Origin of the sequence: Aggregatibacter sp. 2125159857, from assembly GCF_017798005.1 — a bacterium.
Classification (GTDB): domain Bacteria; phylum Pseudomonadota; class Gammaproteobacteria; order Enterobacterales; family Pasteurellaceae; genus Aggregatibacter.
The window spans coordinates 1,615,925-1,639,895 of sequence record NZ_CP072548.1 but is presented as its reverse complement, the minus strand read 5'-3'; the positions used below and the strand labels follow the sequence as shown (position 1 = coordinate 1,639,895).

The 23,971-nt window shown below is 44.3% G+C and carries 23 protein-coding genes; 17 read left to right on the top strand and 6 right to left on the bottom strand.

Annotated elements, in window-relative coordinates; genetic code table 11:
- Positions 1 to 158 precede the first annotated feature (158 nt).
- Genes yajC through secF form a run of 3 tightly spaced genes read left to right on the top strand, consistent with a single transcriptional unit; the run spans position 159 to position 3,319 of the window.
- The gene (gene yajC, locus J5X96_RS08010) at positions 159 to 458 is read left to right on the top strand and encodes a preprotein translocase subunit YajC (RefSeq protein ID WP_005701087.1); all 300 of its coding nucleotides are present in this window, start codon (positions 159 to 161) and stop codon (positions 456 to 458) included.
- A 27-nt stretch (positions 459 to 485) separates the two neighbouring features.
- Positions 486 to 2,336 carry a protein translocase subunit SecD gene (gene secD / locus J5X96_RS08005; RefSeq protein WP_209362903.1) on the top strand — a complete coding sequence of 617 codons (1,851 nt, stop codon included), beginning with the start codon at positions 486 to 488 and terminating at the stop codon, positions 2,334 to 2,336.
- A gap of 17 nt (positions 2,337 to 2,353) precedes the next feature.
- Positions 2,354 to 3,319, top strand: a complete 966-nt coding sequence (gene secF / locus J5X96_RS08000; protein ID WP_209362901.1) for a protein translocase subunit SecF — start codon at positions 2,354 to 2,356, stop codon at positions 3,317 to 3,319.
- Between the two features lie 123 nt (positions 3,320 to 3,442).
- Here the strand turns inward: secF and artM are convergent, their stop codons facing one another.
- From artM to artP, 4 genes are read right to left on the bottom strand one after another with little or no spacing between them, the layout of a single operon-like run.
- Complete coding sequence (gene artM / locus J5X96_RS07995) at positions 3,443 to 4,120, bottom strand: arginine ABC transporter permease ArtM (RefSeq protein ID WP_209362893.1); 678 nt, start codon at positions 4,118 to 4,120, stop codon at positions 3,443 to 3,445.
- Entirely contained in the window at positions 4,120 to 4,791 is a 672-nt protein-coding gene (gene artQ, locus J5X96_RS07990; RefSeq protein ID WP_209362891.1) for an arginine ABC transporter permease ArtQ, read from the bottom strand. The genes artM and artQ overlap by 1 nt, the downstream gene beginning before the upstream one ends.
- A 3-nt stretch (positions 4,792 to 4,794) precedes the next feature.
- Positions 4,795 to 5,514 (bottom strand): lysine/arginine/ornithine ABC transporter substrate-binding protein, encoded by a 720-nt coding sequence (locus tag J5X96_RS07985; RefSeq protein WP_209362890.1) that lies wholly within the window; start codon positions 5,512 to 5,514, stop codon positions 4,795 to 4,797.
- Between the two features lie 18 nt (positions 5,515 to 5,532).
- Entirely contained in the window at positions 5,533 to 6,267 is a 735-nt protein-coding gene (gene artP / locus J5X96_RS07980) for an arginine ABC transporter ATP-binding protein ArtP (protein ID WP_021617078.1), read from the bottom strand.
- Positions 6,268 to 6,456: 189 nt separating this feature from the next.
- Here artP and folA point away from each other — a divergent pair, with 189 nt between their 5' ends.
- Positions 6,457 to 6,939 carry a type 3 dihydrofolate reductase gene (folA, locus tag J5X96_RS07975; protein ID WP_209362888.1) on the top strand — a complete coding sequence of 161 codons (483 nt, stop codon included), beginning with the start codon at positions 6,457 to 6,459 and terminating at the stop codon, positions 6,937 to 6,939.
- 92 nt (positions 6,940 to 7,031) lie between these two features.
- Here the strand turns inward: folA and J5X96_RS07970 are convergent, their stop codons facing one another.
- Together J5X96_RS07970 and J5X96_RS07965 are read right to left on the bottom strand one after the other, a co-directional pair.
- Positions 7,032 to 8,396, bottom strand: a complete 1,365-nt coding sequence (locus tag J5X96_RS07970) for an L-serine ammonia-lyase (RefSeq protein WP_209362886.1) — start codon at positions 8,394 to 8,396, stop codon at positions 7,032 to 7,034.
- 176 nt (positions 8,397 to 8,572) lie between these two features.
- Positions 8,573 to 9,076, bottom strand: coding sequence for a SprT family zinc-dependent metalloprotease (locus tag J5X96_RS07965; protein ID WP_209362884.1), 504 nt, complete (start codon positions 9,074 to 9,076; stop codon positions 8,573 to 8,575).
- A 339-nt stretch (positions 9,077 to 9,415) separates the two neighbouring features.
- On the opposite strand from J5X96_RS07965, the gene mraZ reads away from it, so the two are divergent.
- The 13 genes from mraZ to J5X96_RS07900 all read left to right on the top strand — a co-directional run bounded on the left by mraZ (position 9,416) and on the right by J5X96_RS07900 (position 23,970).
- Entirely contained in the window at positions 9,416 to 9,874 is a 459-nt protein-coding gene (gene mraZ / locus J5X96_RS07960; protein ID WP_209362882.1) for a division/cell wall cluster transcriptional repressor MraZ, read from the top strand.
- Between the two features lie 102 nt (positions 9,875 to 9,976).
- Positions 9,977 to 10,945, top strand: coding sequence for a 16S rRNA (cytosine(1402)-N(4))-methyltransferase RsmH (gene rsmH / locus J5X96_RS07955; protein ID WP_209362880.1), 969 nt, complete (start codon positions 9,977 to 9,979; stop codon positions 10,943 to 10,945).
- Positions 10,945 to 11,262, top strand: coding sequence for a cell division protein FtsL (gene ftsL, locus J5X96_RS07950; RefSeq protein ID WP_209364799.1), 318 nt, complete (start codon positions 10,945 to 10,947; stop codon positions 11,260 to 11,262). The genes rsmH and ftsL overlap by 1 nt, the downstream gene beginning before the upstream one ends.
- Before the next feature lie 17 nt (positions 11,263 to 11,279).
- Positions 11,280 to 13,103 carry a peptidoglycan glycosyltransferase FtsI gene (gene ftsI, locus J5X96_RS07945; protein WP_209362878.1) on the top strand — a complete coding sequence of 608 codons (1,824 nt, stop codon included), beginning with the start codon at positions 11,280 to 11,282 and terminating at the stop codon, positions 13,101 to 13,103.
- A gap of 61 nt (positions 13,104 to 13,164) precedes the next feature.
- Complete coding sequence (murE, locus tag J5X96_RS07940; RefSeq protein WP_209362877.1) at positions 13,165 to 14,631, top strand: UDP-N-acetylmuramoyl-L-alanyl-D-glutamate--2,6-diaminopimelate ligase; 1,467 nt, start codon at positions 13,165 to 13,167, stop codon at positions 14,629 to 14,631.
- An 8-nt stretch (positions 14,632 to 14,639) separates the two neighbouring features.
- Positions 14,640 to 16,019 (top strand): UDP-N-acetylmuramoyl-tripeptide--D-alanyl-D-alanine ligase, encoded by a 1,380-nt coding sequence (gene murF, locus J5X96_RS07935; protein WP_209362875.1) that lies wholly within the window; start codon positions 14,640 to 14,642, stop codon positions 16,017 to 16,019.
- Positions 16,013 to 17,098 (top strand): phospho-N-acetylmuramoyl-pentapeptide-transferase, encoded by a 1,086-nt coding sequence (mraY, locus tag J5X96_RS07930; RefSeq protein WP_021617067.1) that lies wholly within the window; start codon positions 16,013 to 16,015, stop codon positions 17,096 to 17,098. The genes murF and mraY overlap by 7 nt, the downstream gene beginning before the upstream one ends.
- Positions 17,099 to 17,138: 40 nt before the next feature.
- Positions 17,139 to 18,455 carry a UDP-N-acetylmuramoyl-L-alanine--D-glutamate ligase gene (murD, locus tag J5X96_RS07925; RefSeq protein WP_209362873.1) on the top strand — a complete coding sequence of 439 codons (1,317 nt, stop codon included), beginning with the start codon at positions 17,139 to 17,141 and terminating at the stop codon, positions 18,453 to 18,455.
- 18 nt (positions 18,456 to 18,473) lie between these two features.
- On the top strand, positions 18,474 to 19,664 hold the full coding sequence (ftsW, locus tag J5X96_RS07920) for a putative lipid II flippase FtsW (RefSeq protein ID WP_209362871.1): 1,191 nt from the start codon (positions 18,474 to 18,476) through the stop codon (positions 19,662 to 19,664).
- Between the two features lie 45 nt (positions 19,665 to 19,709).
- The gene (murG, locus tag J5X96_RS07915) at positions 19,710 to 20,774 is read left to right on the top strand and encodes an undecaprenyldiphospho-muramoylpentapeptide beta-N-acetylglucosaminyltransferase (protein WP_209362870.1); all 1,065 of its coding nucleotides are present in this window, start codon (positions 19,710 to 19,712) and stop codon (positions 20,772 to 20,774) included.
- Positions 20,775 to 20,833: 59 nt separating this feature from the next.
- A complete protein-coding gene (gene murC / locus J5X96_RS07910; protein WP_209362861.1) occupies positions 20,834 to 22,264 on the top strand; it encodes a UDP-N-acetylmuramate--L-alanine ligase in 1,431 nt (476 codons plus the stop codon).
- A 12-nt stretch (positions 22,265 to 22,276) separates the two neighbouring features.
- On the top strand, positions 22,277 to 23,206 hold the full coding sequence (locus J5X96_RS07905) for a D-alanine--D-alanine ligase (protein WP_209362860.1): 930 nt from the start codon (positions 22,277 to 22,279) through the stop codon (positions 23,204 to 23,206).
- Entirely contained in the window at positions 23,203 to 23,970 is a 768-nt protein-coding gene (locus J5X96_RS07900; RefSeq protein WP_209362858.1) for a cell division protein FtsQ/DivIB, read from the top strand. Before J5X96_RS07905 ends, J5X96_RS07900 begins: the two co-directional genes overlap by 4 nt.
- Position 23,971: the final 1 nt, after the last annotated feature.

Below are 23,971 nucleotides of genomic sequence, written 5' to 3'. Positions count from 1 at the left end.
CCGCACTTTTGAACCCTGTTGAGCTGTTCTAAGTGCGGTTCTTTTTTGTTTTATTTTTTCACATTTCAGCGGATTTATGATATTTTAACCGCCGATTTTAATCAGTTTATGGACGCTCCATTGCGTCTTCTCTTTTCATTAACTAAAAGGAAATTTGAATGGAAGCTCAACAAGGCAGCCCAATGTCAATGTTATTTATTTTCATCATCTTCGGATTGATTTTCTATTTCATGATTTATCGTCCGCAAGCGAAAAGAAATAAAGAACATAAAAAATTAATGTCCGAATTAACCAAAGGCACCGAAGTGTTAACCGCCGGCGGTATCATCGGTAAAATCACCAAAGTGCCTGAAAAAGGGGATGTGATCGTTATTGCACTAAACGATAAAACCGAAATTACCATCAACCGCAATTACATTGCCGCCGTGTTACCAAAAGGCACAATCGAAACTCTTTAATCTATTCCTCAAGGGAACAAGAAAGCTATGTTAAATCGTTACCCTTTATGGAAGAATCTAATGGTGATCTTTTTGGTCGCCATTGGTGTTTTATACGCTCTTCCAAATCTTTACGGTGAAGATCCTGCCGTACAAATCTCAGGAACTCGTGGTCAGGAAGCCGATTCCGGTGTCTTAAGCGAAGTTCAAACCGTCCTAAAAGACAATCATCTGATAACCAAATCTGTGGTATTGGAAAACGGCTCGATTTTAGTGCGTTTCGACAATACCGATGCGCAATTACTCGCCAAAGATAAAATCACCGAAAAATTAGGGACAAATTATTCTGTTGCGTTAAACCTTGCACCGGCAACACCAAAATGGCTAAGTAGCATTGGCGGCAACCCGATGAAATGGGGCTTGGACTTGCGTGGTGGTGTACGTTTCCTGATGGAAGTGGATATGAACTCAGCGCTAAGCAAACGTCAGGAACAACTACAGGATTCCTTACGTACCGAATTGCGCAAAGAGAAGTATCAATATAGCGCCATTAAGTCAGCAGAGAATTTTTCCACGATAGTCACATTGGCGAATCCGGATCAGTTATCTGATGTACAGCGTTATTTGCGCAAACAGCATCCGACCTTAGACATTCGCGAGATTTCTGATAATACCCTGTCTTTGGCGTTATCTGATGCGGCATTAAACGAAGCTCGCGAAAGTGCCATCGAACAAAACTTAAGTATTTTGCGTAAACGTGTCACCGAACTGGGTGTGGCTGAAGCGGTGATTCAGCGCCAAGGCGCAGAACGTATCGTGGTTGAATTGCCGGGGGTACAAGACACTGCCCGCGCGAAAGAAATTCTGGGCGCAACGGCGACCCTTGAATTCCGCTTAGTCAATGGTAATGCAAACTTAGACGCTGCAGCGCGCGGCATGGTGACTTCTGATTCTGAAGTGAAATACGACAGAAACAATCGCCCTATCGTGCTGTATAAACGCGCTGTATTAGGTGGTGAACACATTACCAACGCCAGTTCAGGTGTGGATCAAAATACCTCCAGACCGCAAGTCAGCGTCACCTTGGACAGCGAAGGTGGTGAAATCATGTCGCAAACGACGCGTGCCAATATCCAAAAACCGATGGCAACGTTATATGTGGAATATAAAGATAGCGGCAAAAAAGACGAAAATGGTAAAACCATTTTACAAAAACACGAGGAAGTGATTAACGTTGCCACCATTCAAGGTCGTTTCGGTAGTCAATTCCAAATTACCGGCATTGACTCTCCGGCTGAAGCACAAAACCTTGCAGTGTTACTTCGTTCCGGTGCGTTAATTGCGCCGATTCAAATCGTGGAAGAACGTACCATCGGTCCGTCTCTTGGCGCACAAAACGTCGAACAAGGTTTGCAAGCAAGTTTCTGGGGATTGATGGTGGTTGTGGTCTTTATGATCATTTACTATCGTAAATTCGGTATCATTGCGGACATCGCTTTAATTGCTAACATTGTTTTATTGGTTGGGTTAATGTCCTTATTACCGGGCGCTACGCTTACCATGCCGGGGATTGCCGGTATCGTGCTAGCGGTTGGGATGTCCGTGGATGCGAACGTATTAATCTTTGAGCGGATTAAAGAAGAAATTCGCAATGGTCGTCCGATCCAACAAGCCATTAACGAAGGTTATAACGGTGCATTCAGTTCTATCTTTGATGCGAACTTAACCACCATTTTGACTGCGGTGGCACTCTACGCCGTGGGGACAGGTCCAATTAAAGGCTTCGCAATCACCTTATCTTTAGGGATTGCTATCTCAATGTTTACCGCAATCACCGGAACACGCGCAATCGTGAATTTCTTATACGGCGGCAAACGAATTGATAAATTATCAATTTAACGGTGAGGAAATATATTGTGAATTTAGAAAATAGAAGTCAGCCAATTAAAGAAATTCAAGGCATTAAACTCCCTTTCCGTTTAGTGGAATTCATGAAATTCCGTCTGTGGGGCTACCTTGCTTCCGTCGTGATTATCGCAGTTTCCTTATTCTTTGTGTTTACCAAAGGTTTCAACTGGGGCTTAGATTTCACTGGTGGCGTGGTGGTAGATACCCACTTCTCCCAACCGGCGGATTTGGAAAAAATCCGTTCTACGTTGGTGCAAAATGGCATTGAGAGTCCACTGGTGCAAACCACCGGTGGTGTGCGTGATGTGATGATTCGCCTACCGGCAACCGATGATGCGCAAATTGGCGATCACGTCAAAAAAATGCTTAATACCTTGGATAGTGATATTCAAATTCGTTCCATTGAGTTTGTTGGGCCGAACGTTGGGGAAGAATTAACCCAAGGGGCCATTTACGCCACCTTAGCCACCCTCATTATGCTATTGCTTTATGTGGGCATGCGTTTTGAATGGCGTTTAGCCACCGGCGGTGTGCTTTCTTTAGCGCACGACGTAATTGTTACCCTAGGGGCATTCTCTTACTTACAAATCGAAATGGATTTAACCTTCATTGCAGCGATCCTTTCTGTAGTAGGTTACTCGTTAAACGACAGTATCGTGGTGTTCGACCGTGTGCGTGAAAACTTCCGTAAAATCAGACGGATTTCTGCCATCGACATCATCGATATTTCTTTAACTCAAACCCTGTCCCGTACTATTATGACCTCGCTCACGACATTGATTGTGGTCGTTGCCCTTTATGTTTTCGGCGGTCCAACAATTCATAGCTTCTCACTTGCGTTGCTCATCGGGATCGGTTTCGGTACTTATTCTTCCATCTTTATTGCGATTGCTATCGCCTATGATTTAGGCTTAAATCGTGAACACATGGTTCAACCCAAAGTGAATAAAGATGATATTGATGAAATGCCGTAATTGAGCATTAAGAAAAGGCGCTAAAAAGAAGCCCCTCGACCGGTTCAGTTGAGGGGCTTTTTTCGTATTAAGCAATGTTGAGTTTAGGAATTACGTTAATAGATTTCATTGAAACGGCTGACGCTATTTAGATTCAAAACGCTCGAATGCTAGCACTTTATTTTCAACTTTGCGTAACATGAAGGTAGCAATGCCGGTAATCAGTAAATAGATACCGCCGGCGATACCATAGATGGTCAACGCATCATATTCTGTGCCATAGAGCTGGCGGGCATATCCCATGATGTCCATAATCGTGATGGTTGACGCCAACGATGTGCCTTTAAATACCAAAATAATTTCATTGGTATAAGAAGGCAGTGCGCGTTTAAGAGCGTATGGAATCAAAATTTTAAGCGTTTGCACGCGTGACAATCCTAACGCGGCACAACTTTCCCATTGACCTTGTGGAATGGCTTTAACCGCGCCATAAAAAAGTTGAGTAGAGTAAGCTGCACTATTTAATGCTAAGGCCAGCATAGCGCAAAACCATGCATTGGAAAGCAAGGACCAAAGTGGACTTTGCGTAATAAATTCAAATTGCCCCGGACCACTATAAATTAAAAAAATCTGAATAAGTAGGGGAGTGCCGGTAAATAAAACAAGATAAAAATTCACCGCACTTTTTAGCCAGCGATTCCCCATGGCAAGGATAAACGTGAAGAATAACGCTAATAAAAAGGCGATTAATAAAGAGGCGAAAGTGAGCAATAAACTGGTCGGAATGCCCTGCGCAATCACTGATAAATAGTCTTCAAACATTATGCATTCCCTCGCTCAAATCGAGTAAATCGTCTTTCTAATTTACGAATCGCAACTTGGCTGACAAGGGTCACCGCTAAATAAACTAACGCTGCAATGCCGTACCAAGTAAAAGGCTGATGTGTATTGGTGTTAATCAATCCGGCTTGGCGCATTAAATCATCTACGCCAATTAGCGAAACAAGTGCGGTATCTTTTAACAACACAAGCCATTGATTGCTTAATCCCGGCAAAGCATGACGCCATACCTGTGGCATGATGAGGTGAATAAAGGTATAAGGGCGGCTTAACCCCAGCGCCATACCCGATTCCCATTGCCCTTTGGGAATGGCTTGAATAGCGCCCCGTAAGGTTTGGGAAGCGTAAGCGGCAAAAATCAGGGATAAAGCAAATACACCACAACCGAAGGCACCAAATTCAATATATTCACCGGTTAATAATTCTACGATTTCCGTTGAGCCGAAATAAATCAATAAAACGACCAAAATTTCAGGTAAACCACGCAATAACATCACCAAAACAGAGGTTGTTCTGGCAATGATCGGGTATTTATTGGACTCAAGTGCGGTGAAAAAAATACCTAAAATTAAACCGACAATGAGCGAACAAACAGCAAGCCCTAAGGTCGTTAGGGCTGCATGAAAAATTAACGCGAGATAATCATAAAACATAAATTATTTTGTCATCCATTTATCATAGATTTTTTGGTATTCGCCACTGGCTTTGATGGCGTCTAACCCTTTGTTTAAGTTATCTAATAATTCTTTAGAGGATTTATTAACGGCAATACCTAAGCCATTACCAAAATATTTTTTATTGGTCACTTTCTCACCGACAAATTGGATTTCAGGTTCTTTTGTGATCATATCGGCAAGCACGGCTGTATCGCCAAAAATCACGTCAATACGTCCATTTTTTAAATCCAAAACTGCATCTTGTAAGCTGGCATAGGCTTTGATGTCATATTGTTTTGTTTCTGCCGCCGTATATTGTTGGAAGGTGGTACCGTTTTGTACCCCTACATTTTTCGTCTTGCTTAAATCGCCTTTGCCTGTTAATGCAACGTAGCTTGCCGAGCTGTCGTAGTAAGGTTGAGAAAAGGCAACTTGTTTTGCACGTGCATCTGTAATGTCAATGGCGGAAATGGATGCGTCAAAACGTTTTGCTTTTAAACTTGGAATCAACGCATCGAATGCTTGGCTTTTAAAGTGGCAGGTCGCTTGAATTTGTTGACAAACGGCATTGGCGATATCCACGTCAAAGCCAATGATTTCGCCTTTTTCGTTTGTGGTTTCAAATGGCGGATAGCTTGGTTCCATTGCAAAAGTGATTTCTTGTGCGTTGGTTGCAAGTGCGGTGCCGGCGAGTAGGGCGGTTAAAAGTAATTTTTTCATCATGTTTCTCCTTCTAGATTAAATGTTGTGTGATAAATAGTGTTTAAACTGTTCGGTTTTAGGTTGTTCAAAGCAACTGTTGTCGCCCATTTCGATAATATGGCCTCGTTCCATGTACACGACTTTGGTCGCCACTTTTTTCGCAACATTCACTTCATGGGTGACAATCACTTGGGTAATGCCCGTTTGTTGCAATTCTTCAATAATGGAGACGATTTGCGCGGTAATTTCCGGATCCAGCGCAGCCGTCGGTTCATCAAATAACAGCACCTGCGGTTTCATCATTAATGCGCGCGCAATGGCGACGCGTTGTTGTTGACCGCCGGATAAATGGAGCGGAAAACGCGCTGCGTGTTCTTCCAAACGTAAACGTTGCAATAATTCCATCGCCTGTTGTTTGGCTTCCGTTTCGCTTGTGCCAAGAATTTTCATCGGCGCTTCAATGAGGTTTTGCAACACGGTCATGTGCGGCCATAAGTGATACTGTTGAAATACCATGCCGACATCACGACGTAGTTGGCGAATTTGTTTCGGATCATTATTGGCGGACAAATCAAATTGATTATTGGCAATGCTCAATTCGCCCGATTGTGGCACTTCCAGCAAATTTAGCGTACGAATTAAGGTGCTTTTACCGGCACCACTTGGACCTAATAACACCACAACATCGCCGTCATCGGCGGTTAAATTAATATCGAATAAGGCCTGATTGGCGCCATAGAAAAAATTCAGGTTTTTAACACTAATTGTCATTGTGACTTCTGCTCTTGTATCAAATCATTGTTGGAATGAAAATATATTATTGTTTTATGCATAATTATGCAATGGGTTTGTGTATAATTTTATTCGGTGACGATTCTCTTTTTTGCCGACAATAACCGCAAAGGCAATGACAAAATTATGCTATAGTATTCGCCTTATTAAATTGAGGAATAAATAACGATGACATTAAGTCTCATTGTGGCCATGACAAAAAATCATGTGATCGGTCAAGAGAACAAAATGCCGTGGCATTTGCCGGCGGATTTGGCGTGGTTTCGTCAAAATACCTTAGGAAAACCTGTGATTATGGGACGAAAAACCTTTGAAAGCATTGGTCGCCCATTACCCAAGCGAACCAATATCGTATTGTCTCGCCAACCCTTTGTTCATGAAGGCGTGCTATGGAAAGACAGCATAGAAAGTGCGGTCGATTTTGCAGGTGATTCTCAAGAACTGATGATCATTGGCGGTGGGCAGCTTTTTAAACAAGCGCTACCTTTGGCAAACCGTTTATATTTAACGGAAATTCAAACGGAATTGGCGGGTGACACGTTTTTCCCACAGATTTCATATGATGAATGGGAGATTGAGTTCGAACAATGGCGACCTGCCGATGAGCAGAACCCCTATGATTGCCGTTTTTTAATTTTACGGCGGAAATAACGAAAAACGGGGCTAAAAAAGACGATTTAAATTCATTAATCGCGAAAGGGAAAACACCAGAAAAAATGACCGCACTTTATGCGATCGTTTTTTTATGAACAGATGACTTTAATGGCCAAGCCGCCTGTGGCGGTTTCGCGGTATTTCGCGTTCATGTCCTTTCCGGTTTCGTACATGGTTTCAATGACTTTATCCAAACTCACGCGTGGGCTGGTGGTACGGCGTAAAGCCATGCGACTGGCATTAATGGCTTTCACTGAGGCGATAGCGTTACGCTCAATGCAAGGCACTTGAACTTGTCCGCCGACCGGATCACAGGTGAGCCCCAGATTGTGTTCCATGGCGATTTCTGCGGCGATACAGACTTGTTCCGGGCTGCCGCCAAGGATTTCCGATAAACCGGCGGCTGCCATGGAGCAAGCGACACCCACTTCGCCCTGACAGCCGACTTCTGCGCCAGAAATAGAGGCGTTCATTTTATATAACGATCCGATCACGCTACAGGTTAATAAATAACGTTCAACGATTTCATCGGTTAATGCGCCAACAAATTTTTCGTAATAAGCCAACACCGCCGGCACGATGCCACAAGCGCCATTTGTTGGTGCGGTAACGACGCGTCCGCCTGCGGCATTTTCTTCATTGACGGCTAACGCAAACATATTGATCCAGTCAATTACCCGCATCGGATCGTTAGATAATTCGTTGTTCGCTTTTAGCATTCGATATAAGGTCGCCGCGCGTCGGGCAACTTTTAACGGCCCCGGCAAGACCCCTTCCGTATGCAAACCACGATGAATACAGGCTTTCATGGTTTGCCACACTTGGTGTAAATGATTTTCCAGTTCTGTTTTGCTGTGTAACGCCAGTTCATTTTTCATCACTAAACTGGATAAGGAAAGCCCGCTCTCTTGGCAATGACGTAACAGATCGGCAGCGTTCGCATAGGGATAAGGCACTTCGATGGGATGTTCTTCTTGCTGATTAAAATGCGCTTCATCCACAATAAAACCGCCACCAATGGAGTAATACGTTTGTTTGTATAATACTTCGGTGTCGGCGAATGCCGTAATGGTCATGCCGTTTTCGTGTAAGGGCAAAAAGGTTTTATGAAAAATCATGTCCGTTGCCGGATCGAAGTTAGCCACTTGTTTGCCTTCAGCTAAAGGCAATTTAGCGGTTTTATTTACCTTGGCAATAAAACCGGGAATGCCTTCAATATCCACGTTATGAGGTAAGTAGCCGGCTAATCCCATGATAATCGCAATATCGGTGCTGTGGCCGAAGCCGGTCATGGATAACGAACCGTAAACATCCACTTGAATGTGTGTGACCTTTTCCAGTAGGTGACGTTCAATTAAATCATCAATAAATTGTTTACCGGCTTTCATCGGCCCAACCGTGTGCGAACTGGAGGGGCCGATACCGATTTTAAACATGTCAAAAACGCTAATCATCTTTTACTTATTACCCTCGCTGACGAGGTGAAATCGTCGGGCGTGTTTGTTTGAATCAGGTTAAAGGAAGCGCATTCTACGCTTATTTTTAAAATAATCCATAGCGTAGATGAGGGATGACGGCGACACGTATGGCAACCCTAAATAGGTTAATTCATTGTGATTGGGGGAGTATATCAGTCGCTGACAAAATTCAGCTGTGTTTTACATTTGCGGCAAAAATAGACCGTACTTTCACGTTGGATCTTATTGTGTCGGCGAAGGGTTAATTGGTGCGTTTGGCAGGCGCAGCGGTAAGTAAAGGTTTTGCCTTGCACGGAAGACAGATCAAACTGATGGCAGGTATCGGCCGGTAAATGAAAAATCTCCTTCATGACAAACCGCCATTCTTTGCCGTGCGGCTGAACATGACCGAAATGTTGATAAACAATGAGATGAGCGAGTTCATGTAAGGAGACCTGCTGAATGAACTCATCCGGATTTTCCAACATTAAAGTGCGGTTAAAACTGATGGCGTTTTTTTGTAAATAAGCGACACCGGCTTTTATTCCTCTTAATTCATAATGAATTTGCGGAAAATGAAAAGGGTGTTTGAAGTAGTCTTCCGCCAACTGCATACCATAATGCAGGCGGCGGAGAATTTGCATTTTTATCATGCGAAAATGATGTTCTGTTTGCATAACATAAAGTGTTGAAGGCGGTTTTTATCCGCTGATCTGTGTTAAACGCAAAAGGGCGTTTGTGGCTACGTTGAATACCTCATAACAATATACCTTTAACGCCATGTTGTCATGCGTTCCAATGGATAAAATCGGGTAAGAACGGAGATAGACGGACGAGGTATAAAAATTTGAAGAGAGAGGTCACAGAAGCCATGAAACTGCTTGCAACTTAATTAAACAAATAATAAACTTAGCTCAAGGTGGTGAAAAGTGTTTTTTTGTGGTGAATTTTGGATCGAAATCCCAAATTCTAAGCAAATAAACCGAACGCCGATAAAGAGAATAAAAGGTGAATTCATGTTTCGTGGAGCGTCGGCAGTCAATTTAGATGCGAAGGGTAGGCTTGCTATCCCGACCCGATATCGCGCCGAGCTTTTGGAACAAAATCAAGGGCAAATGGTTTGCACCGTGGATATTCGTCAACCTTGTTTATTACTTTATCCTCTCCAAGAATGGGAGATAATTGAACAAAAACTGCTTGAACTTTCCAACTTCGATCCCGTACAACGCAGCCTACAACGGGTTATGTTGGGATACGCAACGGAATGTGAATTAGACAGTGCCGGTCGAATTTTGATCAGCGGTCCGTTGCGCCAACACGCGAAATTGGAAAAGTCCATTATGTTGGTTGGGCAGTTGAATAAATTTGAAATTTGGAGCGAAGCCGAATGGCAAGCCCAAGTGGAAAAAGATATGGCACTGGGCGCAACAGAGACTTTTGCGCTATCGGAAAAATTAAAAACGCTGTCATTATAAGAGTCAAACTCAAGGAACAGCGGCACTAGCAAAGATAAGCGGCGATTATGCCGCTCTATCTTCTTTTTAGATTGTAACTTTATGTACCCTTGGTAGTCATGTATGGCCCTTTTAAATACATTTTCGTCAGCTGAACATTCAACCGTTTTGTTACATGAAACCGTTGAAGGGTTGGCATTGAAAGAAAATGGTATTTATATTGATGGGACATTCGGCCGAGGCGGACATTCCCGCTTGATCCTCTCCAAATTAGCCGACAATGGCAAATTAATTGCCATCGATCGCGATCCTAAAGCTGTCGCAGAAGCCAAAAAAATTCAAGACTCACGTTTTCACATTGAACATAATACCTTTTCTGAAATTTTACCGATTTGTGAAAAATTAGGTTTAGTTGGCAAAATTGACGGGATTTTGCTTGATCTGGGCGTATCTTCTCCGCAATTAGATGATGCCGCACGTGGCTTCAGTTTTATGAAAGACGGGCCGTTAGATATGCGTATGGATAACAGTCAAGGATTGTCTGCGGCTGAATGGTTACAGCAGGTTTCAGAACAGGATTTGGCATGGGTTTTAAAAACCTTTGGTGAAGAGCGTTTTGCCAAGAAAATCGCCAAAGCTATTGTCGATTACAATAAAAGTGCGGTGCAAAATGGCGGTGAATGTTTAACGCGTACCTTGCAGCTTGCTGAATTAATTGCGCAAACCGTGCCATTTAAAGATAAACATAAACATCCGGCAACCCGCAGTTTTCAAGCGATCCGTATTTTTATCAATGCCGAGTTAGATGAATTGGAAAAAGTGTTAGCCTCCGCATTAGCCGTGTTGGCGCCAGGTGGGCGTTTATCGATTATCAGTTTCCATTCATTGGAAGATCGCATGGTGAAACATTTTATGCGGAAACAAAGCCAAGGCGAGGCGATTCCAAAAGGCCTGCCTTTGCGTGAAGATCAAATTCAACGTAATCAACGCTTAAAAGTGATCGGTAAGGCAATTATGCCAAGTGAAGATGAAATTGCCCAAAATCCACGCGCGAGAAGTGCGGTATTACGTATTGCAGAGAGATTAAGTTGATGTTGCAGGATAATGACAGATACCCGTTGCAAGAGATCATCATTGAAGACTTATTTACGTCTAATAAACTCGTGCTGATCTTGTTATTCGCCATTACCGCCAGCGCCCTTGGAACGGTTTGGATTACACATCAAACCCGTGGTTTGGTGGCGGAAAAAGGGGAATTGGTTTTGCAGCATCAAGCGCTTGAAAATGAGTTTTTAAATTTAAAATTAGAAGAAGCGACACTCAGCGATAACACGAGAATAGAAGCCATTGCCAAACAATTAGGTATGCAACGTGCCACATCAGAGCAAGAAGTCGTTATTCTTGAATAGTATGGAATGTGAGAGATATGGTGAAGTTTAATAAATCCTCTAAGTTACCTAAGCCCAAAAAAGCCACAAAAGGGACATCTCATAGCAGTTCTGCGGTTAAGCCGAATAAACCGAAGGTTGTTTATGAAAAAAGCTTTTTACAAGCCCGTTATATTTCGGTGTTAAGTTTAATTCTTTTGGGATTAATCGCACTGGTTAGCCAAGCTGCCTATGTTCAAATCGTCAATGCCGATTCATTAATCGATGAAGCGGATAAACGTTCTTTGCGCAAACAAGAAATTCAGTTTGTGCGTGGTTCTATTTTAGATCGTAATGGTCAACTGTTGTCTGTTAGCGTGCCGATGTATTCTGTCGTTGCCGATCCGAAATTTATCTTTGATGAAAACGCATTGAAAGATAAAGAACGCTGGCAAAAATTGGCAGAAGCCTTGGGGATTTCTTATAGCAATTTGGTCAAACGGATAGAAAAAGATCCGAAATCTCGCTTTGTGTATTTATCTCGTCAAATTTCACCGACCCTTGCACAATATGTAAAAGAGTTAAAAATTACCGGTATCGTTTTGAAATCGGAAGCGCGCCGTTTTTATCCTCGCGTGGAAGAAACCGCCCATTTGATTGGTTATACCAATATTGATGGCGCAGGTATTGAAGGCATTGAAAAAAGCTTTGATTCCATGTTAGTGGGCAAATCCGGTTCAATGACATATCGTAAAGACCGATTCGGTAACATTGTCGAAAATATTTCCGATGTGAAGAAATATGATGCGCAAGATGTCACCTTGAGCATTGATGAAAAATTACAATCCATGGTTTACCGTGAAATTAAGAAAGCGGTTGCCGAGAATAAAGCGGAATCCGGTACGGCGGTGTTGGTGGATGTGCGCACCGGTGAAGTTTTAGCAATGGCAAATGCCCCTTCTTATAACCCGAATAATCGTGTGGGAGTAAAATCCGAGTTAATGCGTAACCGCGCGATTACCGATACCTTCGAGCCGGGATCAACGGTAAAACCGTTCGTGGTTTTAACCGCACTTCAACGTGGCGTAGTACGTCGTGATGAAATTATTAATACCGGCCCGTTAATCTTGAACGGCCATGAAGTCAAAGACGTGGCACCACGTGATCAGTTAAGTTTAGACGGCATTTTGGAAAACTCCAGTAACCGTGGTGTGAGCCGTTTAGCGTTACGTATGCCACCGAGTGCCTTAATGGAAACCTATCAAAATGCCGGTTTAGGCAAACCGACAGATTTAGGATTGATTGGTGAACAATCCGGTTTATTGAATGCCAACCGTGCTCGCTGGTCTGATATTGAGCGTGCTAACGTAGCCTATGGTTATGGTTTGAATGCAACGCCATTACAAATTGCTCGTGCTTATGTCACTTTAGGTAGCTTTGGTATTTATCGCCCTCTATCTATTACAAAAGTCGATCCGCCGGTAATTGGTCATCGTGTTTTCTCGGAAAAAATCACACGCGAAGTCGTCAACATGATGGAAAAAGTCGCGATTAAAAATGGCCGTGCGATGGTTGAAGGCTATCGTGTCGGCATCAAAACCGGTACAGCGAAGAAATTGGAAAATGGCCGCTATGTAGATAAATACGTGGCTTATACCGCAGGTATCGCACCAATTACCGACCCACGTTATGCTTTGGTGGTGCTGATTAATGATCCGAAAGCTGGGCAGTACTATGGTGGTGCAATTTCCGCACCGGTATTTTCCAGCATCATGAGCTATGCGTTGCGTAGCAACAACGTACCGCCCGATGGCATTGAAACAGATAAAACAACGAAACGCACTGTTCGTTTGAATAGTAAAAAATCAAGTGAAGTCAACTAAATTCAACATAAAGTGCGGTGCGTAAATAAAGCGTTTTCCACTCATTCATTGAGAAAACATTATGTATCGATTAACTGATCTTCTTGGGATTCACATTGCAGAAAATGTGAATCTCACCGAAATGACATTAGACAGTCGAACTGCAAAGGCCGGCTGTCTTTTTGTTGCAATTAAAGGACATCAAACCGATGGTCGTCAATATATTCCGCAAGCGTTGCAAAATGGCGCAAGTGCGGTCATTTTTGAGGCTGATTCTGAGGCACAACATCTTCAGGTGCGCTACGAACAAAAGGTTCCACTCATTGCGTTTTACCGTTTAAGCGAACATTTATCCCATCTTGCGGATGTGTTTTATGGGCAGCCTTCCAAGCGTCTAACCTTGGTTGGGGTTACCGGTACCAACGGCAAAACGACAACCGCGCAATTATTGGCACAGTGGACACAGATTTTAGGGCATACCAGCGCCGTAATGGGCACTATTGGTAACGGCTTATTCGGCCGAGTCAAAGAAGCGACAAATACCACGGGCTCTGCTGTGGAAATCCAAGCATCACTGGCGGAGTTTGTGGCACAGGGCGCAGATTTTGCGGCGATTGAAGTGTCTTCTCACGGTTTGGTTCAACATCGCGTCGAGGCCGTGCATTTCAGTGCCGCGGTGTTCACGAATTTAAGTCGCGATCATCTGGATTACCATCACACGATGGAAAATTATGCCGCGGCGAAAAAACGTTTATTCAGCGAATTGGATGTTCGCCACCACATCATTGATGCAGATGATCCCGTTGGGGCAGCCTGGTTAGCCGACATGCCGGGAGCTGTTGCGGTCAGTAGCAATGCGAATTTTGTGCCACAACAAGCCAAATGGTTGAAAGCGCTAAACGTCACCTTTAATCACAAAGGCGCCAGTATTCAATTTGAATCTTCTTGGGGTAATGGCGAGGTACAAAGCGCGCTTATTGGCGCATTTAACGTCAGTAATTTATTGTTGGTCATGGCAACCTTGTTGGCGCTTGGCTATGACTTAGCCGAACTCCTTCGTAGTGCACATAAATTAACCGGTGTTTGTGGTCGGATGGAAATGTTGCATGCTCCGCATAAACCGACCGTGATCGTGGATTACGCTCACACACCGGACGCGTTGGAAAAAGCGTTACAGGCAGCACGGTTACATTGCCATGGTAAGCTTTGGTGTATTTTCGGCTGTGGTGGTGATCGCGATAGTGGTAAACGTCCGTTGATGGCGAAAATTGCCGAACAGTTGGCGGATAAGGTCATTGCTACGGATGATAATCCCCGTACAGAAGATCACACCCAAATCATGGCGGATATTTTAAAAGGGTTTATTCATCCGCAAGCCGTACAAGTAATACACCAACGTGAAGCGGCCATTGCCACGGCGATTCAAAGTGCGGTGGAAAATGACGTTATTTTAATTGCCGGCAAAGGGCATGAAGACTATCAAATTATTGGCAAAACGAAGCATCATTTTTCCGATCAGGAAGTTGCCCGTCATTATTTATCTCAGTAACGAAAACTATGATTACATTATCACTCTCTCAAATCGCCTCCATTTTAGAGGCACAACTTATCGGTGATGGCAACGTGACTGTCGAAAACGTGAGTACGGACAGCCGTAAAACCGTCAATCACGGTCTGTTTTTTGCGTTGAAAGGCGAAAATTTTGATGCACATGACTACGTTATGAAAGCGGCTGAACAAGGTTGTGTTGCCGCCGTAGTTGAACATCCAACAGACGGCAATATTGCCCAATTAATTGTGAAAGACACTCGTCTTGCCTTAGGGCAGCTTGCCAAATGGTTGCGTGAGAAAATCAATCCAAAAGTGGTGGCGATGACAGGGTCTTCGGGCAAAACCACGGTAAAAGAAATGACGGCGGCTATCTTGCATCAAAGTGCGGTGGATTTTGACGACGTTTTATTTACCCAAGGCAATTTTAATAACGACATCGGTGTGCCGCTGACGTTATTACGTTTAACCGAAAAACATAAATTTGCAGTGATTGAACTTGGCGCCAATCATCTTGGTGAAATTGCCTATACCACCGCCTTGGCGCAGCCTGATGTGGCGTTAGTCAATAATGTCATGGCAGCTCATTTGGAAGGTTTTGGTTCTCTTGAGGGCGTTGCCACCGCCAAAGGCGAAATTTTCCGCGGATTAACCCAGCATGGCGTCGCTATTATTAACAAGGCACATAACTATTCACAAAAATGGCAGGCAGATATTGGTGATCATGCGGTGCAATATTTTGCTTACGATGATCCGCAAGCCGATTATTATGCTGAAAACATTGTATTTTCCGAACAAGGGGCGGCTTTCGTCTTACACACGCCACAAGGCAATGTGCAGATTGATTCACCATATTTAGGTGAGCACAACGTATCAAATGCTTTAGCCGCGGCAGCGCTGGCAATGAATGTGGGTGCGATGTTAGCGCAGGTCAAAAAAGGGTTGGAAACGCCATCTTTGGTGAAAGGGCGTTTGTTCCCGATTGTCCCTTGTGAAAATCTTTTGCTCCTCGATGATAGCTATAATGCGAACGTAGGTTCCATGAAATCGGCAATTTCTGTGTTGCAAAAATATTCGGCATTTCGCGTCTTTGTTGTTGGTGATATGGCAGAATTAGGCGATAATACACCGCTTTGTCATCAAGACGTGGGCGAGTTCGCCCGTGCTGCCAAATTGGATTTGGTGATTTCATTTGGACGTGACAGTGCCGCCATAAGTGCGGTCAATTTGGGTCGTCATTTTACCGATAAAAAAGAACTTGTCGCTTATTTAACACCAATCATTAAACAACAATTAACACAACAAAAAGTCGTTGTTTTGGTGAAGGGATCACGCAGTATGAAAATGGAAGACGTGATCGATTTATTAAAGGGTAATTTTTTATGTTAGTTTGGATTGCTGAGTTTCTCACCAAATACAATTCTGATTTCCATGTCATTTCCTACATTACCGTGCGTGCTATTTTAGCGTTGCTCACGGCACTTTTATTGTCCTTATGGATCGGCCCGAAGGTTATTCGTCGCTTGCAATTATTGAAGTTTGGTCAAGTCGTACGTGATGACGGCCCTGAAAGTCACTTTGCCAAAAAAGGGACGCCGACCATGGGCGGTGTCATGATTCTCTTTGCCATTGGTGTGAGTACATTATTATGGGCGGATTTAAGAAACCCCTATGTTTGGTTTAGCTTGTTTGTTTTATTCGGCTACGGCGCTGTCGGCTTTGTGGACGATTACCGTAAAATTACCCGTAAAAGCACAGACGGCTTAGTGGCGCGTTGGAAATATTTTTGGCTGTCTGTGGTGGCATTGGTGGCTGTGTTTGGTATGTATGCCATGGGGCAAGATACCGATGCGACACGCCTTGTCGTGCCGTTCTTTAAAACGGTAATGCCTCAGCTAGGCATTTTCTATATTGTATTAGCTTATTTTGTGATTGTCGGTTCCAGTAATGCTGTGAACTTAACGGATGGGTTAGATGGTTTGGCGATTGTGCCGACCATCATGGTCGCCGGTGCATTTGCATTGGTGGCATGGGCAACTGGGAACATTAACTTCGCTGAATATTTACACATTCCGTACATTAAATTTAGTGCTGAGTTAGTGGTATTCTGTACTGCCATTGTGGGCGCCGGTCTTGGCTTCTTGTGGTTTAACACTTACCCTGCGCAAGTGTTTATGGGCGATGTCGGCTCATTAGCGTTGGGCGGCGCGTTAGGCGTGATTGCCGTCTTAGTTCGCCAAGAATTTCTATTGCTGATCATGGGTGGTGTGTTCGTCATGGAAACCCTGTCCGTGATTTTACAAGTGGGTTCCTACAAATTGCGTAACAAACAACGCATTTTCCTGATGGCACCGATTCATCATCATTTCGAGAAAAAAGGTTGGCCGGAGCCACGTGTTATTGTGCGTTTCTGGATCATTTCCTTAATGCTGGTATTAATTGGTTTAGTGACCTTAAAACTACGTTAATCCCCCCAAAAAAGAGCGGTCATTTTTGAGAGAGAATTTCATGCAATATCAAGATAAAAAAGTCACGGTTATCGGACTGGGCAAAACAGGGTTATCCTGTGTTGATTTTCTGCGCGCTAAACATGCTGATGTTCGTGTCATTGATACGCGCAATGCACCGGCAGGGGCAGAACAACTTGATAAAGCCATTCCTCTGCATACCGGCAGTTTAAACCAGCAATGGCTGTTAGAAAGCGATTTGATCGTAATTAGCCCGGGTCTTGCGGTAAAAACACCTGAAATTCAGACCGCACTTCAAGCCGGTGTCGAAGTCGTCGGCGATATTGAGCTGTTCTGTCGAGAAGCGGATAAACCGATTGTGGCCATTACCGGTTCGAATGGGAAAAGTACTGTGACCACATTGGTTGCAGAAATGGCAAAAGCCGCCGGATTAAGCGTTGGCATGGGCGGTAATATCGGCATTCCTGCGCTTTCTCTCTTAAATCAATCGCATGATATTTACGTTTTGGAGCTTTCCAGCTTCCAGTTAGAAACCACCTATTCGCTAAAAACCGTGGCAGCAACAGTGTTGAACGTCACCGAAGATCATATGAATCGTTACGTGGATTTACAGGATTATCGCCAGGCGAAATTAAAAATCTACGATAATTGCCAAACGGCGGTAGTTAACGGAGAAGACTCGCTCACCCTGCCAACTACGCAACACCCGGAAAAAAAAGTGAGTTTTGCGGAACATCATGCGGATTATTGGCTGAAAAATGAAAATCAGAAAACCTATTTAATGGCGCGTGATGAGGTGATTTTAGCTTGTGATGAAATGAAATTAACAGGTCGCCATAATTACATGAATGCCTTGGCCGCGATTGCCTTGGCACAAGCAGCCGGTATTAATTTGCTGGGAATTCAGACCGCACTTCGCGAGTTCGGTGGCTTGGAACATCGTTTCCAAGTGGCGCATATGGCGAACGGCGTGCGTTGGATCAATGATTCAAAAGCAACCAATGTCGGTAGTACGGTTGCTGCATTAACCGGTTTACAGGTCGCCGGGAAACTCTATTTATTGTTAGGTGGCGATGGCAAAGGCGCCGATTTTTCAGCTCTGGCAACTTTAATTAATCAGCCGCATATTTATTGTTATTGCTTTGGCCGTGATGGCAAAGCGTTAGCGGATCTTACCTCACAAAGTCGCTTATTCGACACCATGGATCAAGCCATCGCGGCAATCCGTCCGCAATTACAAGCAGGCGACATGGTGTTGTTATCCCCGGCCTGTGCCAGTTTGGATCAATTTCCGTGTTTTGAAGCACGCGGTGAAGAGTTCACGCGATTGGCACAGTTAAGCTCATCACTAAGTTAGGACAGATGAGGAAAATACATGGGATTTTGGGATCAGTTTAAAGCGCGTAGCGTGCAAGCAACCACCGTAACGCCAAGCAGTTCGTTGTACGACCGCACGTTGCTTTGGTTGTATTTAATCTTGCTATTAATTGGGTTATTAGCAGTATCCTCAGCCTCTATTCCGGTGGGGACCCGTTTGTATAGTGATGCGTTCTATTTTGCCAAGCGCGATGTGCTTTACATTATCCTTTCCTGTGTGACCTGTTATTTTGCGCTACAAATTCCCATGGAAAAGTGGGAAAAATGGCATGTTAAACTCTTTGGCGTGGCTTTGGTGTTGCTTTTTCTCGTGATGATTCCTGGGATCGGACGGGAAGTGAATGGCGCACGCCGTTGGATCCCGATGGTTTTATTTAATTTCCAACCGGCGGAATTTGCCAAGTTAGCCTTAACCTGTTTCCTCGCCAGTTATTTTACCCGTCGTTATGATGAAGTGCGGAGTCGCAAATTAAGTGCATTCAAGCCTTTTATCGTGATGGGCGTGATGGGCTGTTTCCTTTTAGTACAACCTGACTTGGGCAGTGCCGTTGTCTTATTTATTATCACCTTTGGCTTATTATTTATCGTAGGTGCCAACTTTTGGCAGTTTATCGGGTTAATTGGCGTGGGCTTGTTGCTGTTTGTGTGGTTGGTGCTGACATCCGCATACCGTCTAAAACGGATTACCGGCTTTATGGATCCTTTCAAAGACCCTTACGGCACCGGTTTCCAATTATCTAACTCGTTAATGGCATTCGGTCGTGGTGGCTTTTTCGGGGAAGGGCTAGGCAATTCCGTATTGAAATTGGAATATTTGCCGGAAGCACACACTGACTTCGTAATGGCGATTGTGGGCGAAGAGTTCGGCTTTTTTGGGATTTTTATCATTATTACGCTACTTGGCTTATTGGTTTTTCGCGCCATGAAAATTGGGCGTGAGTCCTTAATTCTGGAACAGCGTTTTAAAGGCTTTTTGGCTTTCGGGATCAGCTTTTGGATTTTCTTCCAAGGTTTTGTGAATTTAGGGATGGCGCTGGGGATGTTACCGACCAAAGGGCTTACCTTTCCACTCGTCAGTTACGGGGGCTCCAGTATTATCATTATGTCGGTGACTATTGGTATGCTTCTGCGCATTGATCACGAAAATCGCCTCATGCGTGGTGGTCAAGCAAGATTGCGAGATGACTAGGCCCAAAAGTGCGGTCGGTTTTTTAAGTATTTTTAGAGAAAAGAGATGGGTAAAAAATTATTAGTGATGGCAGGTGGAACAGGCGGACATGTTTTCCCTGCCATTGCCGTTGCACAAGAATTACAGCAGCAAGGTTGGGAAATTCGCTGGCTGGGCACCAAAGATCGAATGGAAGCCCAACTCGTACCAAAACATGGCATTCCCATTGAATTTATCCAAATTTCAGGGTTACGCGGCAAGGGCATCAAGTCTTTATTATTGGCACCTTTTGCGATTTTGCGCGCGGTGTGTCAGGCGCGTAAGATTATTCAACAATACCAACCCAATGCGGTATTAGGCATGGGCGGCTATGTTTCGGGCCCGGGCGGTATTGCAGCAAAACTTTGCGGCGTGCCGGTAGTATTGCATGAACAAAATGCCATTGCGGGGTTAACCAATCACTGGTTGTCGAAAATTGCAGCTCGTGTATTACAGGCATTTCCCAATGTCTTTCCTCATGCCGAAGTGGTGGGTAATCCGGTACGTCGTGATTTATTCCAAACCGAATCGCCGGAAACACGTTTTGCTGCGCGTGATAAAACCTTGCGTATTTTAGTTGTCGGCGGCAGCCAAGGAGCGCGCGTGTTAAATCAAACTGTGCCAAAAGTTGCAGAGAAACTCAGTGCTCAAGGTTTGGAGATTTATGTGCGTCACCAAGTAGGCAAGGGCAATTTAGCAGGCATTGAGGAAATTTATCAGGCAAACCAAAATGGCGTGGCGACAGAGTTTATTGATGACATGGCAGAGGCTTATGCTTGGGCGGACATTGTGATTTGTCGCTCGGGCGCATTGACGGTGTGCGAATTGGCGGCAGTCGGTGTGCCGGCTATTTTCGTGCCTTTCCAACATAAAGACCGTCAGCAATTTTTGAATGCCAAATATTTAGCGGATGCAGGGGCGGCGCTGATCATTGAACAACCAGAATTTACCGAAGCGCGTCTGTTGAATGCGTTAACCCCGCTGTTAGCAGATCGTGAAACATTATTAGCCATGGCATTAAAGGCAAAAAGTAAGGCAACACCGTTAGCGGCTAAGCGGGTCGCTGACGTGATTGAAGACGTGGCAAATTAAATTAAAAGTGCGGTCGTTTTTTCAACTATTTTGCGCGACCGAGTAAGAAGGACAGATTCATGGATAACTATCATCAACAGATTAGAGACATCATTCCGGAAATGCGCCGAGTGAAGCAAATTCATTTTATTGGTATCGGTGGCGCAGGGATGTGTGGTATTGCCGAAATTTTATTGAATGAGGGATATCATATTTCCGGTTCGGATATTGCGGAAAGTGCGGTGACTCAGCGTTTAACTTGTGCCGGCGCAAACGTTTTTATTGGGCATAAAGCAGAAAATATTGCCGGTGCCAGCGTGGTGGTGATTTCTTCCGCGATTCGTGATGACAACCCTGAAGTCGTGGCGGCAAAAGAAGCACGCATTCCGGTCATTCAACGCGCGCAAATGTTGGCGGAGTTAATGCGTTTTCGTCATGGTATTGCAGTGGCAGGTACGCACGGTAAAACAACCACCACCGCGATGGTCTCTATGATTTATGCAGAAGCAGGTTTGGATCCGACTTTTGTTAATGGCGGTTTGGTGAAATCTGCCGGGACGAATGCGCATTTAGGGCGTAGCCGTTATTTGATTGCCGAGGCCGATGAAAGTGATGCCTCTTTCTTGCATTTGCAGCCGATGATTTCTATCGTGACCAATATTGAGCCGGATCATATGGATACCTATCACGGTGATTTTGATGAAATGAAGCAAACCTATGTGAATTTCTTACATAATTTGCCGTTTTATGGTCTCGCCGTGTTATGTGCCGATGATGCCGATTTAATGAGTTTAGTGCCACAAGTTGGGCGTCAGGTGATTACTTACGGTTTCAGTGAGAATGCCGATTATCGCATTGAAGATTATCAACAAACCGGTTTCCAAGGTCATTACACGGTGATTTGCCCGAACGGTGAACGCATCGATGTCTTGCTGAATGTGCCGGGACGCCATAATGCTTTAAATGCGACGGCCGCGTTGGCGGTAGCTAAAGAGGAAGGCATCAAAAACGAAGCGATTTTAGCCGCATTGGCGGATTTCCAAGGGGCAGGGCGTCGTTTCGATCAATTAGGGCAATTTATTCGTCCGAATGGTAAAGTGATGTTGGTGGATGATTATGGACACCATCCGACCGAAGTGGGCGTTACCATTCAAGCGGCGCGTCAAGGTTGGGAAAATAAACGGATTGTGATGATTTTCCAACCGCACCGTTATTCCCGTACCCGCGATTTATTTGATGACTTTGTGCAAGTCTTATCTCAGGTCGATGCCTTGATTATGTTGGATGTGTATCCCGCCGGTGAGGCACCGATTGTGGGGGCTGATAGTAAAGCATTATGTCGTTCCATTCGCAATCTTGGCAAAGTGGATCCGATTTTGGTGTCTGATACGACACAATTAGGAGACGTGCTTGATCAAATTATTCAAGATGGGGATTTAATTTTGGCGCAAGGCGCCGGCAGCGTGAGCAAGCTTTCACGCCAGTTAGTAGAACGTTGGACAAAAGAATAAGTGGATAGCGAGATGAGTAAAACCTTAAAACAAGAAAAAATTGCCGTATTATTGGGCGGAACCTCAGCCGAACGTGAGGTGTCTTTAAATTCAGGAACAGCCGTATTAAATGCGTTGCGTAAACAAGGGTATGATGCTCACCCGATTGATCCGAAAACTTTTCCAGTCGCAACACTAAAAGAACAAGGCTTTGATCGTGTGTTTAATATTTTACATGGTCGCGGTGGTGAAGACGGCACGATGCAAGGGTTGTTGGAGCAAATCGGTATTCCTTACACCGGCTGCGGCGTGATGGCGTCTGCGCTGACCATGGATAAAATGCGCACGAAAATGTTATGGAAAGCCTTTGGTTTGCCGGTCGCTGAAATGGAAATCGTTACCGTGGAAAATCGAGCAACCTTAAACCCTGAGTCAGTAGTTAAAAAACTCGGTTTGCCGTTAATGGTGAAACCCTCTTTAGAAGGGTCTAGCGTAGGGTTAACCAAAGTGAAAACGATGGAAGAATTGGAAAGTGCGGTGGATTTTGCGCTTAAATTTGATCGCACCGTACTTATCGAAGAGTGGCTTGCTGGCGATGAGTTCACTGTACCGGTATTGGATGGTGAAGTGTTACCTTCCATAAAAATCGTGCCGGAAGGAGAGTTCTATGATTATGACGCAAAATACATTTCTGACAATACACAGTATTTTTGCCCGGCTGGCTTAAGTGACGCGCGTGAGCAGGAATTACGCCGTTTGGTGAAGCAGGCTTATGATGTGGTGGGATGTCGTGGTTGGAGCCGTATTGATGTGATGGCAGATGCGGAAGGAACGTTCCGTCTGGTAGAGGTGAACACGAATCCCGGTATGACAAGCCACAGTTTGTTCCCAAAATCAGCTGCAACGGTCGGGTATTCTTTTGAACAGTTGGTTGAGAAAATTTTAGAGTTGAGCGCGGAATGAATTTACTAAAACGCAAAACCACACAAAATATAAGATATGGTGAGCCAAAATCAAAAGTTTTTGTGCAAATTAAATTATTACTTGTGCTATTATGCGTTGGCATCGCGTTCTATTCTTATTCAAATTGGCAAAGTTTTCTAGAAAAATTAGATAGTAAACCTATCAGTGCATTTGCATTAGTCGGTACACCAACCTTTACGACGGATGCGGATGTGCGTGATGTTTTATTGAAAATGGGTGGGTTAAAAGGCTTTTTCGGTCAGGATGCCGACATTATTCGTGAGCAAATTGAAACAATGCCTTGGGTAAAAGGGGCGGTTGTGCGAAAAATGTGGCCGAATAAGTTAAGCATTTGGGTGACAGAGTATAAGCCTGTTGCGATTTGGAACGAAAGCGATTTTCTGTCTGATGATGGCGTCGTTTTCCAGCTGCCCATGAATAAACTCAAAGATACGCATCTCCCGCGTCTAGCCGGTCCGGATTTCCAAAGTGAAAAAGTGCTTGATGCCTGGAATAGAATTTATGCTGATTTGAAACAAAAAGGCTTAAATTTAAAAGCGGTTGCCATTGATGCGCGTGGTGCATGGAAAGTCGTATTAGATAATGATGTGGTACTGAAACTTGGGCGAGGCGACTGGAAAAACAAACTCGAGCGTTTCGTGACGATTTATCCACAGATTGAAATTCCTGAAAATAAGCGATTATCTTACGTTGATTTACGTTACGCCTCCGGTGCTTCGGTAGGCATGGTGGATGCTAATTAAA

Coding starts and splice junctions, on each gene's coding strand:
- yajC (WP_005701087.1), top strand. CDS start 159: ATGGAAGCTCAACAAGGCAGCCCAATGTCAATGTTATTTATTTTCATC.
- secD (WP_209362903.1), top strand. CDS start 486: ATGTTAAATCGTTACCCTTTATGGAAGAATCTAATGGTGATCTTTTTG.
- artM (WP_209362893.1), bottom strand. CDS start 4,120: ATGTTTGAAGACTATTTATCAGTGATTGCGCAGGGCATTCCGACCAGT.
- artQ (WP_209362891.1), bottom strand. CDS start 4,791: ATGTTTTATGATTATCTCGCGTTAATTTTTCATGCAGCCCTAACGACC.
- J5X96_RS07985 (WP_209362890.1), bottom strand. CDS start 5,514: ATGAAAAAATTACTTTTAACCGCCCTACTCGCCGGCACCGCACTTGCA.
- artP (WP_021617078.1), bottom strand. CDS start 6,267: ATGACAATTAGTGTTAAAAACCTGAATTTTTTCTATGGCGCCAATCAG.
- folA (WP_209362888.1), top strand. CDS start 6,457: ATGACATTAAGTCTCATTGTGGCCATGACAAAAAATCATGTGATCGGT.
- J5X96_RS07970 (WP_209362886.1), bottom strand. CDS start 8,396: ATGATTAGCGTTTTTGACATGTTTAAAATCGGTATCGGCCCCTCCAGT.
- J5X96_RS07965 (WP_209362884.1), bottom strand. CDS start 9,076: ATGCAAACAGAACATCATTTTCGCATGATAAAAATGCAAATTCTCCGC.
- mraZ (WP_209362882.1), top strand. CDS start 9,416: ATGTTTCGTGGAGCGTCGGCAGTCAATTTAGATGCGAAGGGTAGGCTT.
- rsmH (WP_209362880.1), top strand. CDS start 9,977: ATGGCCCTTTTAAATACATTTTCGTCAGCTGAACATTCAACCGTTTTG.
- ftsL (WP_209364799.1), top strand. CDS start 10,945: ATGTTGCAGGATAATGACAGATACCCGTTGCAAGAGATCATCATTGAA.
- ftsI (WP_209362878.1), top strand. CDS start 11,280: ATGGTGAAGTTTAATAAATCCTCTAAGTTACCTAAGCCCAAAAAAGCC.
- murE (WP_209362877.1), top strand. CDS start 13,165: ATGTATCGATTAACTGATCTTCTTGGGATTCACATTGCAGAAAATGTG.
- murF (WP_209362875.1), top strand. CDS start 14,640: ATGATTACATTATCACTCTCTCAAATCGCCTCCATTTTAGAGGCACAA.
- mraY (WP_021617067.1), top strand. CDS start 16,013: ATGTTAGTTTGGATTGCTGAGTTTCTCACCAAATACAATTCTGATTTC.
- murD (WP_209362873.1), top strand. CDS start 17,139: ATGCAATATCAAGATAAAAAAGTCACGGTTATCGGACTGGGCAAAACA.
- ftsW (WP_209362871.1), top strand. CDS start 18,474: ATGGGATTTTGGGATCAGTTTAAAGCGCGTAGCGTGCAAGCAACCACC.
- murG (WP_209362870.1), top strand. CDS start 19,710: ATGGGTAAAAAATTATTAGTGATGGCAGGTGGAACAGGCGGACATGTT.
- murC (WP_209362861.1), top strand. CDS start 20,834: ATGGATAACTATCATCAACAGATTAGAGACATCATTCCGGAAATGCGC.
- J5X96_RS07905 (WP_209362860.1), top strand. CDS start 22,277: ATGAGTAAAACCTTAAAACAAGAAAAAATTGCCGTATTATTGGGCGGA.
- J5X96_RS07900 (WP_209362858.1), top strand. CDS start 23,203: ATGAATTTACTAAAACGCAAAACCACACAAAATATAAGATATGGTGAG.